The sequence below is a fragment of the Moorena sp. SIO2C4 genome (assembly GCF_010672485.1).
Taxonomy (GTDB): domain Bacteria; phylum Cyanobacteriota; class Cyanobacteriia; order Cyanobacteriales; family Coleofasciculaceae; genus Moorena; species Moorena producens.
In genome coordinates, this window is sequence record NZ_JAAHGN010000643.1 from 1 (window position 1) to 4,321 (window position 4,321).

Annotated in this window: 2 protein-coding genes and 1 pseudogene; 2 read left to right on the forward strand and 1 reads right to left on the reverse strand. The window is 42.1% G+C overall.

The window, feature by feature from the left end; translation table 11 throughout:
* Positions 1-190, forward strand: a pseudogene (locus F6K20_RS26260) (hypothetical protein); the annotation flags it as partial.
* 210 nt (positions 191-400) lie between these two features.
* Here F6K20_RS26260 and F6K20_RS26265 read toward each other — a convergent pair.
* Complete coding sequence (locus tag F6K20_RS26265) at positions 401-2,524, reverse strand: multicopper oxidase family protein (RefSeq protein ID WP_287296596.1); 2,124 nt, start codon at positions 2,522-2,524, stop codon at positions 401-403.
* A 1,405-nt stretch (positions 2,525-3,929) separates the two neighbouring features.
* Between F6K20_RS26265 and F6K20_RS26270 the strand changes: the two genes are divergently transcribed.
* Positions 3,930-4,052 carry a hypothetical protein gene (locus F6K20_RS26270; RefSeq protein ID WP_287296598.1) on the forward strand — a complete coding sequence of 41 codons (123 nt, stop codon included), beginning with the start codon at positions 3,930-3,932 and terminating at the stop codon, positions 4,050-4,052.
* The last annotated feature ends 269 nt before the right edge of the window (positions 4,053-4,321 follow it).

The following is a 4,321-nucleotide window of genomic DNA, read 5'->3' on the forward strand; positions in this document are numbered from 1 at the left end:
TACTCGGATGTGTGGCGCTCGTGCTATGATTCAACCGAGTCCTTTGGAACGGATTTATCGCGATTTATCCTTCTATACTCTCCATGATAATTGCGATCGCGTTTTGGCCTCCATTGGTCAGGAAATATTGGGACAAGAAAGCGATCGGGCGTTTTTTAATTCTTCGGGGAACAATAAGGGAAAGTCCTAGAAGGTTTTGTTACACAAAAGATGACAAGAATATGACAATGGTATATAACTAGATGAGAATTTTTCTGATCATCTGGATTGGACAATTTCTCTCCCTAGTAGGTTCTCGCTTAACTCAGTTTGCCTTCAATGTCTGGTTGTTTCAACAGACTTTCTTTGAAGAATAAAGTGTCCTTTTAGGACACTTTATTCTAGAAGTTACATAAAGTTACTAATTTTCTACACAATTATCCTCAGGATTCTCGCTCGCACAAACCTTCCGCATCATTCCACCATCTTCATGAACTAGGATATGGCAGTGGAAGACGAATTCGCCAACATCTCGGCCGCCAGTAACGATTTCGGTATCAGTAAAGGGAATTCGCACTGTAACAGTTGTGTTAGGTGGCAAATTGATGTTATCCCGATATGTCGGTACACTAGGTGACCAGTTTATTGTTCCATTGTCGTATGTAGTGACCACGAAATGGGTCTGGTGAATATGGAATGTATGAGGAGCTGTAGTGGCATTTATCAGAGTCCAGTCTTCATTCAATCCAGCATGGACTGCTATCTGGTTTGCACCTTTCTCCCCGAAACCCTTATCCTCGATTGTAAATACACGAACTCTTTTACAGTCCTTACGCTTTGTAGCTTGTTCATACGGAGTACCGGGGAAAGTTTCATTATCACAGAATTCGACTACCCCTTCACAATATGGAGAATTGCTATCTGGTGAAACCTGACAATTTCTATCGGTGAAAGAAAACTCAAATTGCTTATCTGGTTTATAGACATCTAATCCTGAGACTTTCAGTAGTTTCTGAGGAGTTAGTAATCGCCAAGGCGCTTGTCCTTGTGTGTCTAGTGGTTCTCCTGTATTTCCGATGTAAGTCTTGAAGCTGTCACTATCATTAAAGTCTTGGTATTCTATAGCTTCTCCAGAAGGTGTAATAGTTGCAATAGATCGGTAAAGAACAACATCTTCAAAATTATCTTCATCATTTTCATATGATGAAGATATTGAGTCGCTGATTAAAGTGTAGCCTGGATAATCAGGATCGTTGAATGTATATTCGTCATTAATTGAAATTAGTTCATAATTCTTCCCATTTTTTAACTTTTCCACTCCCACTAATACCTCAGCACGACTTCCAGGCGGTAGCAGAATCGACTTTTTTAGTAATGGTTGTGTAGTGGGGTAGCTGTCTAGTGCCAGGACGAATAGAGGCTGAGGTACATACTTATCACCATCAACTTCAGCTAGTACTAGATTGAGGTAGTTTACTGGATCTAGATTAGCCAGACGCCAGAACTGAATCTCACCTGGTTGAATTGATATTGAAGGTTGGTATTGGTTATTAATGATGAATTTTTTGCAAGTTTCATCTTTCCGATAATTTGTCAAAGTAGTCAAATTTTGAAATACCATCACCTGATTTTGGTCAATTGGTCCTGAATCACCATCGTCTGCAAGTTTAAAACCGTTCTTAAGAAAGGTGTAATAATCCTGTATTCCGTCAACGATGATTGTACCTGCTAGACCCCTCCTGACATGATCATAAGTGTTTCCATGGGGATGGGCGTGAAACCAGTTGAGGCCAGGCTGATGGTTTGAGGGGACTTTGACCTCCATTGTGTACTGGTTATTTGTCACAGTGCCTTCGTAGGCGGTTTCGCCGTCGTATATATCATCAAACTCACTATCAGAATAATTAGAACCAGGAAGCTTCATCAAGACATTGTCAGAACCGACTTGGGGTGAAACGTGGAAGCCGTGATAGTGAAAGTTACTCACAGTTGTATCTTGCTCATTGCCAATTGGCTCCAATATATTTTTAAGCTCTAGGTTAATGGTTTGATTTGGAGTAACCTTGATAGTCGGTGATATTTGATCAGTAGTTGGAAGAGCCGACGATTTGGAGTCTGACCCACTAATTTGGTAATACGAAATTGAATTTCCTTCTGTTGTTTCATCACCATTAATATCTCCGAACTCTAAACCTCCGATGGTGATTGTCTTTGTTTCAGAGGTAATAAATTGTGTATCGACATTACCAACATCGAAGACCTGCGGATATTTCAACGGCGGATTTGAACCCTCTTTTCGATCCTTTTTTCCTAGGTACTCACACTCACCCTCAGCAGCAATACGCTCTTTCTCTCCTATGCTTACGGGTCTAGGTAATCTAAAATTCCTACCCGTTGGCGCTTTTCTAAGGTCAATCCTTTGGTTTAGCTCTATGAGACTTTTAGAAACCGCATGAACTTCCCCAGGGAAACTGCTGACCAAAACAAATATGCTGATCAAGGTAGCAATCAGCAGTTTTCGCAAAAACTGAAGTTTGTCTTTCATGTACTTTATCCTTATTACAATACTTAGACATCCCCCCGGTTAAAACGCCGGGGCTTAACACATCACACTTGTAATAGCAAACCACTATTGAATATATTACGGCCTGTCATATAAGTCAATTCTCGATAGAGACAATGATGCTATAGTTGATCTGAGGGAGTGACATGAGCCCTGAAAAGCTTAATAGATAAGCATTTGAGGCCAGTTTTCTTAGCAAATTTCAACTCCCAAATTGACCCTAGGAATAATTTTCTGGAACCTCAAACCCTTATAACTATGTCCAAGGTCAGTTCAAAACACCATGTATATTTTTGTAACAGATCGGCTGAAGGCATTACCCAGTTGCTTAGGGTGCGTTAGGGGCGGGCTTGCCATCATGTTCAACACCGAGCGCCAGGTTTAGGTTGCTGCCCGTAACGCACCACCCCAGGGCTCACCCTCATTTTCGCGGTAGCCATGGTTGGGACAGCTCGTCTGAAAATTGCAACAGCCAAGATGCCTGTTCTACTCATTGATCACAGGCAAGATGCCTGTTCTACTCATTGATCACAGCCAAGATGCCTGTTCTACTCATTGATCACAAGATGCCTGTTCTACTTATTGATCACGGGCAAGATGCCTGTTCTACTCATTGATCACAGGCCAGATGCCTGTTCTACTCATTGATCACAGGCAAGATGCCTGTTCTACTCATTGATCACAGCCAAGATGCCTGTTCTACTCATTGATCACAGCCAAGATGCCTGTTCTACTCATTGATCACAGGCAAGATGCCTGTTCTACTCATTGATCACAAGATGCCTGTTCTACTCATTGATCACAGGCAAGATGCCTGTTCTACTCATTGATCACAGGCAAGATGCCTGTTCTACTCATTGATCACAGGCAAGATGCCTGTTCTACTCATTGATCACAGCCAAGATGCCTGTTCTACTCATTGATCACAGCCAAGATGCCTGTTCTACTCATTGATCACAGCCAAGATGCCTGTTCTACTCATTGATCACAGGCAAGATGCCTGTTCTACTCATTGATCACAGTAAAAAAGTTGCGTAGGGTGCGTTAGGGGGGGCTCATTTTCCGCTTCGTAGCTAGGGTTATGTTGCTGCCCGTAACGCACCACTGTGTCAAACAGCAAAAATGAGATGCACCCCAAGATGCCTGTTCTACTCATTGATCACAGGCAAGATGCCTGTTCTACTAATTGATCACAGGCAAGATGCCTGTTCTACTCATTGATCACAGGCAAGATGCCTGTTCTACTCATTGATCACAGGCAAGATGCCTGTTCTACTCATTGATCACAGGCAAGATGCCTGTTCTACTCATTGATCACAGGCAAGATGCCTGTTCTACTCATTGATCACAGCCAAGATGCCTGTTCTACTAATTGATCACAGGCAAGATGCCTGTTCTACTCATTGATCACAGGCAAGATGCCTGTCTTGATGCAGGGCATCTCTATTGCCTGTTCTGTGTTCTGTGTTCTGTGTTCTGTGTTCTGTGTTCTCTGTTCTGTGTTCCCTAAAAACCTCACCCAATTTAAAATTGCTGTAGTTACATTACTGATACATTGAACCTTTATTTTGTCAAGTAAACTTTATACAAAATAGCTGAAAGTACCCGGCAAAAATAAAGTTGTTTGGAAGCCGATGCTTTACTGTTTGCCAGCCGCTACAATTAACGAGGAACAAAAACATCTACTCAATAAACTGTGCAAACTCCTGTTCTCTTAGATCGGCAAGTCTATGATCCACAAGCCCTCCTGGATCATTTAAGCCAGCTCACTCAGGAAGA

Bases quoted from the DNA above. Each gene is read 5' to 3' on its own strand.
- F6K20_RS26270 (WP_287296598.1), top strand. From the start codon at position 3,930: ATGCCTGTTCTACTCATTGATCACAGGCAAGATGCCTGTCTTGATGCA.
- F6K20_RS26265 (WP_287296596.1), bottom strand. From the start codon at position 2,524: ATGAAAGACAAACTTCAGTTTTTGCGAAAACTGCTGATTGCTACCTTG.